Source organism: Bacillus sp. FSL K6-2944 (assembly GCF_038005385.1).
GTDB classification, from domain to species: Bacteria; Bacillota; Bacilli; order Bacillales; family Bacillaceae_G; genus Bacillus_A; species Bacillus_A cereus.
Genome location: NZ_JBBOTE010000013.1, coordinates 1 through 15,325, shown reverse-complemented (window position 1 = coordinate 15,325; position 15,325 = coordinate 1). Strand labels below are relative to the sequence as shown.

Here is a 15,325-nt window from a genome sequence, read left to right as displayed (position 1 = left end):
TGTAGTGGGTGTAGCATCTTTGTTATTAGAAAATGATAGAATGATGTCTAACCAAAAATTAAGAGCGTTATTAAAGAAATCGGCAACGCCTTTAGGAAATCCACTTGAATATGGAAATGGGAAAGTGGATATAAGTCATGCTTTGCAAATAATGAACCAAAAATAAAAGAGAGCCAACTGTAAGAGTTGGTTCTCTTTTTGTATATTTTTAGGGTTATATCAGGGTGGATTTAAAAGGGTGAAAAAAGGACTGTATATTTAAAATAGAAAAGGGGGCTTTAAAGGGATATAATAAAGGGGTGAAAATATACCTTAAGGAGATTCTAAGAATGGTGAAAGAACAAATTAAATTATATGTTTCTGAAGAAGAAAAAGGACGTTTAGAGGTGTTAGCTAAAATGAACAGTACAAGCGTTTCCAATTATGTCAGAATGACGGCATTAGGTGTTCGGATTAGACCACCTAAAGAGATTCCCATAATTGTTGAAAAGGACAGTGTAGAAGAAGAGGATAAATTGGTGTTACAAGAATTGCTTGAACGGACACAAGGGAAGAAAGATTTTATTACGCTAGATAGAGAGTTTAATATGCGATTGATTGCGGTCGCAAAACGATTACTGGAGTAGGGAAAGATTTAGAGATAAGTGTCAACGGTACCGGACCGAACCCGAAAGGGAGCGGGAGGATAAGGAGTGGACACGTGCGTCGGATGTTTCACCCTCTTGGCAGTTCCCCCAAACAATTTGTTTGGGGAACGCCTACCGGCGAGGGAGCCTCCCAGGATTGGGAGGTTGGTGGGTGGATGTTTGTATGGCAATCCAAGAGGCATCCCTTGGTCGACGTTTGGGGGCGAAACCCCAAGGTCTTTGTTGCGCTGTGGCGTAACTTGGCGAAGCCAAAGAGCCTCGCAGAGCCTTTTCGTTTTGATGCGTAGTGTCAAAATACAGAAAAGGTTACTTTGCTAAAGTAACAAAGCTTCTGGTATAGTGGTAATAAGGAGTTGAGTGGGTATGAGCATGTCGGTTTCTCTCAAAAAGGCAACGAATAAAACGAATATTAAACACAACAATAGGGTGATGAACGAGAAGGAAAAGGAGCGAAATTCGCATATTAATCAATCCCGTTCTCATGAAAATAAATATCTTGTCCAGAAAGATATAAAGGAATTGTACCAAGAAGAATTTGGAGAAGTGTTGGAGAAATATAATGCCAAACAAAAACGAAATGATCGAAAAATTGATGATTATTACAAACACATTCAATCTAGTAAAAAAACTTCATTGCAGCAAGAAATGATTGTGCAAGTTGGTGACATGAAAGATTTTAATTATCGTACTGATTATGAAAAAGCGAATGAAATTTTATTGGAGTGGTTCAAGGGTTTTGAAAAGAGAAATCCTAATTTGAAAGTGTATAATGCGGTGATTCACAATGATGAGGCAAGTCCTCATATGCATGTAAATTTTGTGCCTGTGGCGAGTGGCTATAAACGAGGGCTCGAAAAGCAAGTATCGTTTGATCGAGCTATTATGCAACAAGATGTAAAACTAGATAAAACGCGTCCCTTTGATGATTGGCGAGAAAAAGAGGTTCGGTCGTTAGAAAAAATATTACAAGAGCATGGTATTGAACGAAAATTAGTTGGTACAAATGAGTATAAAGATGTGAATGAGTACAAAGAGAAAAAAGATTTAGAAAGAGAAATTCAATGGCTAGAAAAAGAAATGGCGAAAAAGAAAGAGGAACTTGTAAAAGTCAGTGAGCATGTTCCTGAAAAGAAAATGAATCTAAGAAGCAAAAAGAAAGAGATTAAGACCGAGGTAAAGCCAAAATTTATTGGGAAACCAGAAATTATTGAAAAAGAAACAGGGAATTATGTTTATACACCAAAACAAATTACTTACCTGGAAGATTTGGTAAGTGCAGCTGTCACTGTAAAAAAAGATTATGAGCGTTTGCAGACAACAGATCTCGTTCAGGAAAATGAAAATTTTCGTGAAGAAGTTTATCAAAAAACGAAAGAAAATGAACAGTTAAAAAAGGAATTGGTGTCAGCTACGCTTGAAATCGGTTCGTTAAAGGGCGATATACACTATTTAAAGGCTCATATAAGAGATTTGCAGACGAATATAAGGGTTTTATACGAAAATACGAAAAAAGTCTTTAAAGAGCAATTTAAGGCGTTTAGAGGGCTTATTAAGAATGAATTGGATATGAAGGGGGTAGACAATCAATTTGAACGTGAGCATGAACGTGAAAATAAGAGGGCAGTGAGTAAAAATCGTGGGTATGACATGGAACGTTGAAAAGCAAACACCTGATATCGACATGTTGTTACATGCCAATATCAGGTGTTTTGTACTTGTTGTGACGATGTGGATGATTTGCCTTCTGAATCAAAAACAATTGAACACTTTCAGAAAAAGAATCGACTTGAACGATCACCTTTTGTCTTTTGTGCCATAACGAGTGAGTAGCAAGTTACGGTACAAAAGACATTCTATCACATCGTTTGAAAAAAAGCAGAAAATAGTTCCCAAGCGATTAGGCGCCCTAACGTTCGTTTTAAGGTATCTAACAACTCGAATAAGTGTAGATAGAAGTTATATAATACAAAAAGACGTCAGTTTTATAAAATCTCTTAAAACAGCCGGTAGGCACCTTAAAACAAAAAAATGTATTTTTAGATAGATTAGATATGAGTGTAAGTGAATAAAAAAAAGTGGGGTAGTGAGTATATTTTTTGAATTTGAAATGTGTGTTTGATTTTGATGTGGAATTTGGGTTTAGAAAAGTGACTAAAAAAATGGGGTTAAAAGGCTCTGTTTTTTTTGAGGTTTTTTCGACCGGTTTTTGGTCGTTTTTTAGAGCAAAATTTAGCCGTTTTTTTGGGCTAAATTTTCTATCTTGATACATAGGTAACTATTTCCGCAAGGAAATAGTTACCTATGTATGTTTTTATCCTTGCGGTTGTAAGGTTTTAAACAAAAAAGACTTGCTTTTTCGGGTGGGTAGATTTATTGTTTTAAGTGTCGAGTTCAAAACAATAAATTTCCATGAAAGGAGCAAGTCTTTTGCAAAGGGTTTTTGGCACCCTTTTGTATGGTGAATTGAGGTTCACTATACACATGTCTGGGACTAATATAGCAAATATGACAAATAAAAAGCAAGACGTAATTGTTGGTAAATACCAACCGAAGAAAAAACAGAATTTAAAAATCTATGAATTTATTGAGAAACGATTAAGTGAAGGTGGGCGTGAATTGTTTAAAGAGTGTGGGACATTTAATCAATTTATTGCTACGAGAGATAAAGAGAAAATGAAACGAACAAAGGGAAATGATTGTAAAAATCGCTTTTGTCCACTTTGCGCTTGGAGAAAGGCATGTAAAGATGCGATGAAGATAGCTACGATGATGGAAGTTATTAAACTTGAGGAAAAGAAAGAGTTTTTATTTCTTACTTTGACTACGCCGAATGTTAAAGGTGATGCAGTAAAAAGTGAAATTGATAGATTTAATAAGGCTTTTAATAAACTATTTAAAAGACGAAATGTAGCAAGGTCTATTAAAGGTTATATTAGAAAATTAGAGATGACTTATAATAAAGAGCGTGATGATTATAATCCGCACTTTCATGTGTTGCTTTGTGTAGATAAGAGTTATTTTAAGAAAAAAGAATTGTATATCAAGCAAAAAGAGTGGCTTTTGATGTGGCAAGAAGCTACGGATCTACCAGGAATAACACAAGTACATATTCAGAAAGTGGAATTAATTAAAGAGGGAAATGCAGTTGCGGAGGTTGCGAAGTATTCGGCAAAAGATTATGAGTTGTCAACGAGTCAAGACGTGTTTGATGTGTTTTATTCGGGTTTAAAAGGGCGTCAACTGATTGTGTATAGCGGTATGCTTAAAAAGTACGCTTCAAAATATGAAAATGGTGAATTGGATAAGTATAAGAGTAAAGATAAGAGTGAGTATTTTTATAAAATTATTGCAAAATGGAATCCTGATTTGCTGAAATTTCATCAGGATTGTGTAGAGTTAACAGAAGAGGAAAAGTTGCAATATAACGGTAGTTTACAAGAGGATATGGAAGTGGAAAATTGATAATAAGGAAGTATCCATTTGTTAAGAATGGATACTTCTTTTGTTTGAAAGAACATAATTCATTTTATTAACTATTAATTTCATTGATGATTTCTTTTATTTGGTTAACAAAACCAATGTTACTTTTTAAATATATCTAATTTTGGTTTGAATAACCAGACTTGTTTATTCTTCCATTGAGATATAGAGTTGTTAAGGTGTAAAAAAATAAAAGTTTTTGGAGGAATTATACATGTTACATATTAAATCTAAACTTAAGAGAATTATTCCAGTAACAATGGCATTTGCAGCACTTTTAACAGTTGCGCCTTTATCTTCTTTTGCAGCTGAAATAGAAACACCTGTAAAAAATAATGTGGTGAATTTCCCACAAACAAATGTTCAAGCGACTGACTTAAATCAATCAGTTTCTTTAGATGATGATGGTGAAGTGACAGCTCAAGGTTGGAAAAAACAAGGCTTAATTTATGGATTGAAATGGGGAGGAGAAGCTTTAGAAAGTCTTCTTGGATATCTTGGGAAAGCATCTTATAAAAATGCAGTAAAAGAAAACCGTTTATCAATTGCTCATTATTTAGAGTATACAGAGAATGTAGCTAAAAGAGGTTTGAAAAACTATTTAATTGATGAATGTGGCATTTCAGCTTCTACAGCAGATGTAGTAGCTGAGGGGATTTTATTTGTTATTTTATAATAAGTGGAGGTAGTTAGAATTGGGAGAAAATGAATATGAGTTTTTAAAATATAAGATTGAAATTTTACACAAGATGGTAGATATGGATGCTAATCCTTTGTATGATTATATACTAGATTATGATATTAGTAGGGAACAACATACATTTTTTATTAATGTATTAACGGCTTTCTCTGTAAGAAGTACAGAAAAAACGCATGATAGTGATAAGTATATGGATGCCCATAAAGATTCTATGATCTCAAAATACTCCCATCTTGATATTCCGGATTTAGAAAGTCTATTTTTAGATAATAAACCTTCTTTTAAAGAGTTTGAAACTTTAATTTCAAAGGTTTTACCAAAAGAAGTAAATCCTTTAAGTTTATTAAAACGTACTAAGCAACAAAAAATATATGTAGAACTTTGCGAATATTTAATTGCAGATTCAGAAAAACAAGACGTTTAAATCGTCTTGTTTTTCTGTGTAATGGGGAGAATAAACGGATGAGAAAATGGATGATGGTAGTTGTATTGTTATTTGGAGCATGTGGTGGAAATGTAACGTCTTTTGCGAGTGAGTTAGTAAAGAAAGATGAGTATTTAATTCTGTTTCAAGATAATGTTGATAAGAGTTTAATTGAAAAACAAGGCGGAGTAGTAAAAGAAGTGTATTCCAATTTACCAATTGTAAAAGCGGAATTTTCTTATGATCCAAGTGATAATTTGAAACAATACTCTGAAGTTGTGGGAATAGAAGAAGATGGAAATGTAAAAGCAAATGGAACAGAAGATTCTTTACATAATGGGATGTCTAATGTGTTACATACGAAAGAAAAAGGAGTGTCTCCCTTAACGGGAAAAGGAACTTCTGTTGCGATTTTAGATACTGGGATTGATCGAGAGCATCCAGATGTAAAGATAAAAGATGGGATTTCATTTGTTGAGAATGTTTCAGATTTTGATGATGATAATGGGCATGGAACACATTTAGCAGGGATTATTGGGGCGCAAAAAAATAATATGGGTATGACAGGGATTGCACCCGATACGGATTTATATGCAGTAAAAGTGTTAGATAAATACGCCAATGGAAAATACAGTACGGTTGTAAAGGGAATAGATTGGGCGATTGAACATAAGGCAAATATTATTTTAATGAGTCTAGGTGGAAAAAAGGAATCTGTATTTTTTGAGAAAGCGATGAATAAGGCGTATGAGAAAGGGATCTTACTTGTTGCATCCGCAGGGAATGAAGGATATAAAGAAGAGAATTCGATTACCTATCCAGCTAAATTTGATTCTGTAATGGCGGTTGGAGCGTTGGATAATAAAAATCAACGGGGGTTCTTATCTAGTAAAGGGGAACAGTTAGAATTAATGGCTCCAGGCGTTGATATATGGAGTACATGGAATAACGGTGATTATAAGCTAGATAGTGGAACTTCAATGGCAGCGGCCCATGTAGTGGGTGTAGCATCTTTGTTATTAGAAAATGATAGAATGATGTCTAACCAAAAATTAAGAGCGTTATTAAAGAAATCGGCAACGCCTTTAGGAAATCCACTTGAATATGGAAATGGGAAAGTGGATATAAGTCATGCTTTGCAAATAATGAACCAAAAATAAAAGAGAGCCAACTGTAAGAGTTGGTTCTCTTTTGTATATTTTAAGGGTTATATCAGGGTGGATTTAAAAGGGTGAAAAAAGGACTGTATATTTAAAATAGAAAAGGGGGCTTTAAAGGGATATAATAAAGGGGTGAAAATATACCTTAAGGAGATTCTAAGAATGGTGAAAGAACAAATTAAATTATATGTTTCTGAAGAAGAAAAAGGACGTTTAGAGGTGTTAGCTAAAATGAACAGTACAAGCGTTTCCAATTATGTCAGAATGACGGCATTAGGTGTTCGGATTAGACCACCTAAAGAGATTCCCATAATTGTTGAAAAGGACAGTGTAGAAGAAGAGGATAAATTGGTGTTACAAGAATTGCTTGAACGGACACAAGGGAAGAAAGATTTTATTACGCTAGATAGAGAGTTTAATATGCGATTGATTGCGGTCGCAAAACGATTACTGGAGTAGGGAAAGATTTAGAGATAAGTGTCAACGGTACCGGACCGAACCCGAAAGGGAGCGGGAGGATAAGGAGTGGACACGTGCGTCGGATGTTTCACCCTCTTGGCAGTTCCCCCCAAACAATTTGTTTGGGGAACGCCTACCGGCGAGGGAGCCTCCCAGGATTGGGAGGTTGGTGGGTGGATGTTTGTATGGCAATCCAAGAGGCATCCCTTGGTCGACGTTTGGGGGCGAAACCCCAAGGTCTTTGTTGCGCTGTGGCGCAACTTGGCGAAGCCAAAGAGCCTCGCAGAGCCTTTTTTCGTTTTGATGCGTAGTGTCAAAATACAGAAAAGGTTACTTTGCTAAAGTAACAAAGCTTCTGGTATAGTGGTAATAAGGAGTTGAGTGGGTATGAGCATGTCGGTTTCTCTCAAAAAGGCAACGAATAAAACGAATATTAAACACAACAATAGGGTGATGAACGAGAAGGAAAAGGAGCGAAATTCGCATATTAATCAATCCCGTTCTCATGAAAATAAATATCTTGTCCAGAAAGATATAAAGGAATTGTACCAAGAAGAATTTGGAGAAGTGTTGGAGAAATATAATGCCAAACAAAAACGAAATGATCGAAAAATTGATGATTATTACAAACACATTCAATCTAGTAAAAAAACTTCATTGCAGCAAGAAATGATTGTGCAAGTTGGTGACATGAAAGATTTTAATTATCGTACTGATTATGAAAAAGCGAATGAAATTTTATTGGAGTGGTTCAAGGGTTTTGAAAAGAGAAATCCTAATTTGAAAGTGTATAATGCGGTGATTCACAATGATGAGGCAAGTCCTCATATGCATGTAAATTTTGTGCCTGTGGCGAGTGGCTATAAACGAGGGCTCAAAAGCAAGTATCGTTTGATCGAGCTATTATGCAACAAGATGTAAAACTAGATAAAACGCGTCCCTTTGATGATTGGCGAGAAAAAGAGGTTCGGTCGTTAGAAAAAATATTACAAGAGCATGGTATTGAACGAAAATTAGTTGGTACAAATGAGTATAAAGATGTGAATGAGTACAAAAGAAAAAAGATTTAGAAGAGAAATTCAATGGCTAGAAAAAGAAATGGCGAAAAAGAAGAGGAACTTGTAAAAGTCAGTGAGCATGTTCCTGAAAAGAAAATGAATCTAAGAAGCAAAAAGAAAGAGATTAAGACCGAGGTAAAGCCAAAATTTATTGGGAAACCAGAAATTATTGAAAAAGAAACAGGGAATTATGTTTATACACCAAAACAAATTACTTACCTGGAAGATTTGGTAAGTGCAGCTGTCACTGTAAAAAAGATTATGAGCGTTTGCAGACAACAGATCTCGTTCAGGAAAATGAAAATTTTCGTGAAGAAGTTTATCAAAAAACGAAAGAAAATGAACAGTTAAAAAAGGAATTGGTGTCAGCTACGCTTGAAATCGGTTCGTTAAAGGGCGATATACACTATTTAAAGGCTCATATAAGAGATTTGCAGACGAATATAAGGGTTTTATACGAAAATACGAAAAAAGTCTTTAAAGAGCAATTTAAGGCGTTTAGAGGGCTTATTAAGAATGAATTGGATATGAAGGGGGTAGACAATCAATTTGAACGTGAGCATGAACGTGAAAATAAGAGGGCAGTGAGTAAAAATCGTGGGTATGACATGGAACGTTGAAAAGCAAACACCTGATATCGACATGTTGTTACATGCCAATATCAGGTGTTTTGTACTTGTTGTGACGATGTGGATGATTTGCCTTCTGAATCAAAAACAATTGAACACTTTCAGAAAAAGAATCGACTTGAACGATCACCTTTTGTCTTTTGTGCCATAACGAGTGAGTAGCAAGTTACGGTACAAAAGACATTCTATCACATCGTTTGAAAAAAAGCAGAAAATAGTTCCCAAGCGATTAGGCGCCCTAACGTTCGTTTTAAGGTATCTAACAACTCGAATAAGTGTAGATAGAAGTTATATAATACAAAAAGACGTCAGTTTTATAAAATCTCTTAAAACAGCCGGTAGGCACCTTAAAACAAAAAAATGTATTTTTAGATAGATTAGATATGAGTGTAAGTGAATAAAAAAAAGTGGGGTAGTGAGTATATTTTTTGAATTTGAAATGTGTGTTTGATTTTGATGTGGAATTTGGGTTTAGAAAAGTGACTAAAAAAATGGGGTTAAAAGGCTCTGTTTTTTTTGAGGTTTTTTCGACCGGTTTTTGGTCGTTTTTTAGAGCAAAATTTAGCCGTTTTTTGGGCTAAATTTTCTATCTTGATACATAGGTAACTATTTCCGCAAGGAAATAGTTACCTATGTATGTTTTTATCCTTGCGGTTGTAAGGTTTTAAACAAAAAAGACTTGCTTTTTCGGGTGGGTAGATTTATTGTTTTAAGTGTCGAGTTCAAAACAATAAATTTCCATGAAAGGAGCAAGTCTTTTGCAAAGGGTTTTTGGCACCCTTTTGTATGGTGAATTGAGGTTCACTATACACATGTCTGGGACTAATATAGCAAATATGACAAATAAAAAGCAAGACGTAATTGTTGGAAAGTATCAACCGAAGAAAAAGCAGAATTTAAAAATTTATGGATTTATTGAGGATAAATTGAGTGAAGGTGGGCGTGAATTGTTTAAGGATTGTAGTACGTTCAATCAATTCATTTCAACTCGTGATAAAGAGAAAAACAAATTAATCGCTTCAAATCCTTGTAAAAATCGATTTTGTCCGATTTGTGCTTGGAGAAAAGCTTGTAAGGATGCGCTGAAAATTTCAACGATGATGGAAGCCATCAAAGTTGAGGAAAAGAAAGTGTTTTTGTTTCTTACATTGACGACTCCAAATATTAAGGATGAATTTGTTAAAAGTGAGATTGATAGGTTTAATAAGGCTTTTAAAAAGTTATTTGATAGAGCGAAGGTGAAGAAATCTATCAAAGGGTATATCCGAAAATTAGAAATGACGTATAACAAAGAGCGTGATGATTATAATCCGCATTTTCATGTGTTACTTTGTGTTGATAAAAGTTATTTTAAGAAAAAAGAATTATATATTAAGCAGAATGAGTGGCTTTCGATGTGGAGAGAATCTACGGATCTAATAGAGATAACACAAGTACATATTCAAAAGGTCGAGTTAATTAGAGAAGGGAATGCGGTTGCGGAGGTTGCGAAATATTCGGCGAAAGATTACGAAATGGCAAGTAGTCAAGATGTGTTTGATGTGTTTTATTCAGGATTAAAAGGGCGTCAACTGATTGTGTATAGCGGTATGTTTAAAGAATATGCTTTGAAATATGAAAATGGTGAATTGGACAAGTATAAGAGTAAAGATGAAAACGAGTATTTTTATAAAATTATTGCAAAATGGAATCCTAATTTGTTGAGGTTTCATCAGGATTGTGTGGAGTTAACAGAAGAAGAAAAGTTGCAATATAACGGTAGTTTACAAGAAGACATGGAAGTGGAAAATTGATAATGAGGAAGCATCCATTTGTAAGAGATGGATGCTTTTTTTGATTTGAAAGAACATAATTCATTTTATTAACTATTAATTATGTTGATAATTTCTTTTATTTGGTTAACAAAACCAATTCTACTTTTTAAATATACCTAATTTTGGTTTGAATAACCAGACTTGTTTATTTTTTTATCGAGATATAAGGTTGTTAAGGTATAAAAAATAAAAGTTTTTGGAGGAATTATATATGTTACATATTAAATCTAAATTTAAGAAAATCATTCCAGCAACAATGGCATTTGCAGCACTTTTAACAGTTGCGCCTTTACCTTCTTTTGCAGCTGAAACAGAAACATCCGTAAAAAATAATGTGGTGAATTTCCCACAAACAAATTATAACGTTACTAACTTAAACTCTAATCAAACCGTTTCATTAGATGAAGACGGTGAGGTATCAGCTCAAGGGTGGAAAAAATCAGCTGTTGTTTGGGGTTTAAGAAATGGTGGAGATGCATTACATAAGGCTACTAAATGGTTGGGTGCTGGAACTAAAGAAGCAAAATATTTGAATCAGCATGCGAAAAGTATTGCTAATGCATTAGATGAATTTGAGGATCATATTGAAAATAGATTAATTGATTATATGATTGGTCAATGTGGTATTCCTGGTGGGTCAGCTAGAGTCATTGCAAGTGTAATTACTGGTCTTGTTTTATAATTCCTGAATGGTGGGTGTTTAAATATGAATGTTGAACAGGAAATTTCTAAGTTAAAATATCATAAAGAATTAATGTTAACTATGCTCTTACATGAGAATCCTGATAGATTCTTTTTTTATCATCAAATAATTAATTATGATTTAGAAAGAAAAGATGAGAAAGCGATTTTGAATATTATCTCTTTATTTAATACAAGGTTATCTAACGAAAGCACATTCGATTTTGAAAAAGTTTTTTTTGATTCTATTAATTTGCAAGCGATTTATGATTGTAGTATAAAGCCAACTATTGAAGAGTATGAAACATATTTAAAAGCAATTAATATTCCAATAGAGCCAAAATACTTATTAATGGCAATTAATAAGCAAAGAGAATCAGATGGTGCTTGCGAATTTTTATTAGAACAATACAGTAAAAGACAAGGTGCTTAAAGCGCCTTGTTTTTTCTGTGTAATGGGGAGAATAAACGAATGAGAAAATGGATGATGATAGTTCTATTGTTATTTGGAGTATGTGGTGGAAGTGTAACGTCTTTTGCGAGTGAGTTAGTAAAGAAAGATGAGTATTTAATTATCTTTCAAGATAATATTGATAAGAGTTTGATTGAAAAACAAGGTGGAGAAGTAAAAGAAGTGTATTCCCATTTACCCATTGTAAAAGCGGAATTTTCTTATGATCCCACGGATCATTTGAAACAGTATGCGGAAATTGTGGAAGTAGAAGAAGATGGGAATGTCAAAGTAAATGGAACAGTAGATTCTTTACAGAATGGGATGTCTAATGTGTTACATACGAAAGAAAAAGGAGTGTCTCCCTTAACGGGAAAAGGAACTTCTGTTGCGATTTTAGATACTGGGATTGATAGAGAGCATCCAGATGTAAAAATAAAAGAGGGTATTTCATTTGTTGAGAATGTTTCAGATTTTGATGATGATAATGGGCATGGAACACATTTAGCAGGGATTATTGGGGCACAAAAAAATAATATGGGTATGACAGGGGTTGCACCTGATACGGATTTATATGCAGTAAAAGTATTAGACAAATATGCAAACGGAAAATACAGTACGGTTGTAAAGGGAATTGATTGGGCGATTGAACATAAGGCGAATATTATTTTAATGAGTCTAGGTGGAAAAAAGGAATCTGTATTTTTTGAAGAAGCTATGAATAAAGCGTATGAAAAAGGGATTTTACTTGTTGCATCCGCAGGGAATGAAGGATATAAAGAAGGGAATTCGATTACCTATCCAGCTAAATTTGATGCTGTAATGGCGGTTGGAGCGTTGGATAATAAGAATCAACGTGGGTTCTTATCTAGTAAAGGGGAACAGTTAGAAGTAATGGCTCCAGGCGTTGATATATGGAGTACATGGAATAACGGTGATTACAGGTTAGATAGTGGAACTTCAATGGCAGCGGCCCATGTAGTGGGTGTAGCATCTTTGTTATTAGAAAATGATAGAATGATGTCTAACCAACAAGTAAGAGAGTTATTAAAGAAATCGGCAAAGCCTTTAGGGAATCCACTTGAATATGGAAATGGGAAAGTGAATGTAAGTCGTGCTTTGCAAATATATAGGTAAATGAAAAAAGAGCATTCTCCTTTTTGAGAATGCTCTTTTTTGGGTAGATAATAGAGAATTAATTACGAAATGTTTGAGAAAAGTATACCAAAAAAGAATCAAAACGGGAAAGGGAATTTAAAAAAACATTTTGTTTTAGGAAAAAAATTATTCATGGTGTAGTTCTTTTTTTATTCGTTTATTGTATGAAAAAAATGATTTTTTGAAAAAACTTGAGTCGACCTCGAGTGAACCTCAGATGATTTTGTGTGTACCTTGACTAAACCTTGAGTCAACCTTTGATAAAAATGAGTGTACCTTGAGTCGACTTTTCGAGAATTCTTTTGTACCCAAGATTTCACTAGGCTTTGCCTAGCTTCACATCCTTGGTGGGAACAAAAACTCCTTATGCTCTTCTCTCCTTTTTTCTGACGAAATTGTGTGGTGTTCTGTTTTTGAGGTTTGTTTATTGTTTGATAAAACTTGATTGAAAATTTTCAGCAGCTAGTGAAAAAACGTTAAAGTTATTTTGAAAGAAAAAAAGCCCCGCGGGGAACAAAACATGTCGATGTTTTGGGAGGGGAACGGACAAACTTTTTGAGTTTGTGTAAGTGCGCACTGTTGTGATTCTTTTTGATAGGGTAGTAGCGAATTCGCATAGTCACCTGTTAGGTGTATAGATGCGCACTTGCTGAATATTGTTTTCTTTTTTCTTTAGATAACGGATTGGATTAGGATGCTAACGGCCCTGTTGGAAGGGGCAAATGGCAAGCTACGGGTTTACCCGGGTAAACCCCAAAAACGTTGTTTTTGACTTGCTAGGAAAATTCCTAGTATCTTTACCATTTTTTATTCTTGGGATTTCATTCCCTCGTTAAAAAAAGTGGTTGTCGCTTTGCTCGATTCTTCGTGTTTGGGTACAGGACTAATCACGAAGTGACCCAGTTATACGCACCAAAAGAAATGTGTGTTACGGGATATTTAAATGATTCCTCAAGGGTGTTTTAAAAGTTTTAAAAGTTTTAAAAGTTTAAAATACAAGTGTGAATAAATCTCGGGGAGATTTAAAAAAAGATAGCAAAGTTTTGGGAGATAGAGCGAAGCGTGGTAAATAGGGTTTTTCTTTTTGACGAGGCATAGGGAGGCTTGTTAGAAAGCAGGGAATGATGTTGTATTATGTTTTCGGTTATGTAGGTGTACGATGTGGCGAGGGATACCAAAATGGATTTAACCTTATTAATATTCGTTTTAAGGCACCTAACAAGCTCGTGTAACGTTTTTAGAAGTTCATGCATACAAAAATGTCAAAAGGTATTCTTTTGTTTTACAAGGCTAATACGAGGCGTTAAAAAGCAAACACCTGATATCGGCATGTTGTTGCATGTCAGTATCAGGTGTTTGTGCTTGTTGTGACGATGAGAATGGTTTGCCCTCCTAATCAAAAACATTCGAACACTTTCAGAAAAATAATCGACTTGAACGATCACCTTTAGTTTGATGCCATAGCGAGTGAGTGACAAGATATGGCATAAGTGAGTATATCACAAGAAAATTACATAGGGAACCATGATTACACTAACAAGCTGTTCTATCATCCTTTTTAAGGAACTAATAACCCCGCACAAGATGTTTTAAAAACATTTCGGTGCAAATAGACGTTTAGATAAAACAAGCCGTTAAAACGAACCTCAGACGCCTTAAAGTGAATTTGTCGTTTTTAGCTGCGTGTAGATGTCAACTGATAAAGGGGAGAAGTGCTTGCAACGGGATGGTTATCCCCTGAGTAGTGATACTGTTTATCTGTGGTCAAATGGTAGCGGAACCGGAGGTGAGCATAAGGAATTGACCACTCCACAAGCCCAGTATCCTCGTGTTCCCTCCAAAACAACCGTTTTGGGGGTGCCTACCGGCGAGGGAGTCCCCTTTTTGCTAAAAGGGGGTTGGGGGATTAGAAGTTTTTATAAAGGGGTCAAGGGGACGAGTTCCCTTGTAGGTTCGGACAAAGTCCGAGGTTTTGTTGTAAGTTTTGTTTGTAAGTCTTGAAAAAAGGAGAGAGAAACGAATGGAGAAGGGAAGTTCGAGATTTCGACGTGACACATGGATGAAACTGATTGCATTAGGGGGAAGTGAAGATGAATTTGAAGTGGCGTATGCAAGAGTCATTGGGACGTTGGTGCGTTATCGAATCGAAAAAGAGTTAACGCAAAGTGAGTTGGCAGAAAGAAGTGGATTATCTGTTACTACGATTTCGAACATAGAAAGTTTACATAGTGTTCCCTCTTTGAAAAATTATTTGAAATATGTGCGAGGTCTGGATGTGGAATTTGGGTTTAGAAAAAGGGGCTAAAAAAACTCCGATTTTTGGGGTTGTTTTTCGACCGGTTTTTGGTCGTTTTTGAGAGCAAATTTTAGCCGGTTTTTTGGGCTAAAATTTCGATTTTAATACAAGGGTAACTATTTCGGTGACGAAATCGGTGCTCTTGTATGTCTTTATGCCTTGTCGTTGTAGGGTTTATACAAAAAAAAGACTTGCTTTTTCAGGTGGGTAATTTTATTATTTTTAGTAACGACACTAAAACAATAAAATTACTTAGAAAGGAGCAAGTCTTTTTCAAAGGGTTTTGTGTACCCTTTTGCGTAGTCAATATACAATTGTCTGAGACTAATATATCAAATATGACAAATAAAAAGCAAGATGTAGTTGTT

13 protein-coding genes and 1 pseudogene are annotated in these 15,325 nt (G+C 34.9%); all 14 read left to right on the top strand.

Features of this window, described 5'->3' with window-relative positions; translation table 11 throughout:
• Positions 1-329 precede the first annotated feature (329 nt).
• On the top strand, positions 330-626 hold the full coding sequence (locus MHH55_RS35865; protein ID WP_078187884.1) for a plasmid mobilization protein: 297 nt from the start codon (positions 330-332) through the stop codon (positions 624-626).
• A gap of 384 nt (positions 627-1,010) precedes the next feature.
• Positions 1,011-2,306 carry a plasmid recombination protein gene (locus tag MHH55_RS35860; RefSeq protein ID WP_078187891.1) on the top strand — a complete coding sequence of 432 codons (1,296 nt, stop codon included), beginning with the start codon at positions 1,011-1,013 and terminating at the stop codon, positions 2,304-2,306.
• An 846-nt stretch (positions 2,307-3,152) separates the two neighbouring features.
• Entirely contained in the window at positions 3,153-4,109 is a 957-nt protein-coding gene (locus tag MHH55_RS35855) for a protein rep (RefSeq protein WP_078187893.1), read from the top strand.
• A 232-nt stretch (positions 4,110-4,341) separates the two neighbouring features.
• A complete protein-coding gene (locus MHH55_RS35850; RefSeq protein WP_078187889.1) occupies positions 4,342-4,803 on the top strand; it encodes a hypothetical protein in 462 nt (153 codons plus the stop codon).
• 19 nt (positions 4,804-4,822) lie between these two features.
• Positions 4,823-5,251, top strand: coding sequence for a hypothetical protein (locus MHH55_RS35845; RefSeq protein ID WP_078187887.1), 429 nt, complete (start codon positions 4,823-4,825; stop codon positions 5,249-5,251).
• Positions 5,252-5,289: 38 nt separating this feature from the next.
• On the top strand, positions 5,290-6,411 hold the full coding sequence (locus MHH55_RS35840; RefSeq protein WP_078187886.1) for a S8 family peptidase: 1,122 nt from the start codon (positions 5,290-5,292) through the stop codon (positions 6,409-6,411).
• A gap of 162 nt (positions 6,412-6,573) precedes the next feature.
• Positions 6,574-6,870, top strand: a complete 297-nt coding sequence (locus MHH55_RS35835; RefSeq protein WP_078187884.1) for a plasmid mobilization protein — start codon at positions 6,574-6,576, stop codon at positions 6,868-6,870.
• A 387-nt stretch (positions 6,871-7,257) separates the two neighbouring features.
• A pseudogene (locus MHH55_RS35830) lies at positions 7,258-8,548 on the top strand (plasmid recombination protein).
• Between the two features lie 845 nt (positions 8,549-9,393).
• Entirely contained in the window at positions 9,394-10,350 is a 957-nt protein-coding gene (locus MHH55_RS35825) for a protein rep (protein ID WP_340882855.1), read from the top strand.
• Positions 10,351-10,582: 232 nt separating this feature from the next.
• On the top strand, positions 10,583-11,053 hold the full coding sequence (locus tag MHH55_RS35820; protein ID WP_078187943.1) for a hypothetical protein: 471 nt from the start codon (positions 10,583-10,585) through the stop codon (positions 11,051-11,053).
• A 24-nt stretch (positions 11,054-11,077) separates the two neighbouring features.
• The gene (locus tag MHH55_RS35815) at positions 11,078-11,485 is read left to right on the top strand and encodes a DUF1878 family protein (protein WP_078187945.1); all 408 of its coding nucleotides are present in this window, start codon (positions 11,078-11,080) and stop codon (positions 11,483-11,485) included.
• Positions 11,486-11,524: 39 nt separating this feature from the next.
• Entirely contained in the window at positions 11,525-12,640 is a 1,116-nt protein-coding gene (locus MHH55_RS35810) for a S8 family peptidase (protein WP_340882852.1), read from the top strand.
• A 2,041-nt stretch (positions 12,641-14,681) separates the two neighbouring features.
• Positions 14,682-14,966 (top strand): helix-turn-helix domain-containing protein, encoded by a 285-nt coding sequence (locus MHH55_RS35805; protein ID WP_078187941.1) that lies wholly within the window; start codon positions 14,682-14,684, stop codon positions 14,964-14,966.
• 137 nt (positions 14,967-15,103) lie between these two features.
• Positions 15,104-15,325, top strand: a 222-nt coding sequence (locus tag MHH55_RS35800) for a hypothetical protein (RefSeq protein ID WP_340882851.1), incomplete at its 3' end; no start/stop codon positions are given.

What these genes read in the sequence shown, in the direction of transcription:
- MHH55_RS35815 (WP_078187945.1), top strand. Translation starts at nt 11,078, where the DNA reads ATGAATGTTGAACAGGAAATTTCTAAGTTAAAATATCATAAAGAATTA.
- MHH55_RS35860 (WP_078187891.1), top strand. Translation starts at nt 1,011, where the DNA reads ATGAGCATGTCGGTTTCTCTCAAAAAGGCAACGAATAAAACGAATATT.
- MHH55_RS35865 (WP_078187884.1), top strand. Translation starts at nt 330, where the DNA reads ATGGTGAAAGAACAAATTAAATTATATGTTTCTGAAGAAGAAAAAGGA.
- MHH55_RS35850 (WP_078187889.1), top strand. Translation starts at nt 4,342, where the DNA reads ATGTTACATATTAAATCTAAACTTAAGAGAATTATTCCAGTAACAATG.
- MHH55_RS35855 (WP_078187893.1), top strand. Translation starts at nt 3,153, where the DNA reads ATGACAAATAAAAAGCAAGACGTAATTGTTGGTAAATACCAACCGAAG.
- MHH55_RS35825 (WP_340882855.1), top strand. Translation starts at nt 9,394, where the DNA reads ATGACAAATAAAAAGCAAGACGTAATTGTTGGAAAGTATCAACCGAAG.
- MHH55_RS35840 (WP_078187886.1), top strand. Translation starts at nt 5,290, where the DNA reads ATGAGAAAATGGATGATGGTAGTTGTATTGTTATTTGGAGCATGTGGT.
- MHH55_RS35810 (WP_340882852.1), top strand. Translation starts at nt 11,525, where the DNA reads ATGAGAAAATGGATGATGATAGTTCTATTGTTATTTGGAGTATGTGGT.
- MHH55_RS35820 (WP_078187943.1), top strand. Translation starts at nt 10,583, where the DNA reads ATGTTACATATTAAATCTAAATTTAAGAAAATCATTCCAGCAACAATG.
- MHH55_RS35805 (WP_078187941.1), top strand. Translation starts at nt 14,682, where the DNA reads ATGGAGAAGGGAAGTTCGAGATTTCGACGTGACACATGGATGAAACTG.
- MHH55_RS35835 (WP_078187884.1), top strand. Translation starts at nt 6,574, where the DNA reads ATGGTGAAAGAACAAATTAAATTATATGTTTCTGAAGAAGAAAAAGGA.